Source organism: Anaerococcus lactolyticus ATCC 51172 (genome assembly GCF_000156575.1).
Lineage (GTDB): Bacteria > Bacillota > Clostridia > Tissierellales > Peptoniphilaceae > Anaerococcus > Anaerococcus lactolyticus.
The window spans coordinates 1-241 of record NZ_GG666144.1 but is presented as its reverse complement, the minus strand read 5'-3'; the positions used below and the strand labels follow the sequence as shown (position 1 = coordinate 241).

Annotated in this window: 1 protein-coding gene; it reads right to left on the bottom strand. The window is 55.2% G+C overall.

Translation table 11 applies throughout. The annotated features are described in order from the left end of the window. Positions 1-241, bottom strand: a 241-nt coding sequence (locus HMPREF0072_RS12220; RefSeq protein ID WP_004830771.1) for a hypothetical protein, incomplete at both ends; no start/stop codon positions are given.

Below are 241 nucleotides of genomic sequence, written 5' to 3'. Positions count from 1 at the left end.
CTCGTCGCGGGCCTGTTTTGCCTCTTCAATTGGGATCGCGTACTGAAGTTGAACCCAACGCATAGTAGTAGCGTCTTGCGGATTTTGAGGGTCGCGCAGATTGGTTACGGTCAGCCCATGGGCATCGTAATCACCACCGAAAAGCGGGCGCTTGAGCGACAGGCTATCGCTGAGGAAAATCTGCTGCATCGCCATCCACAAGCGATCAAAGTCGTTATCAAGGGTGACGGCGCGCAGGTCA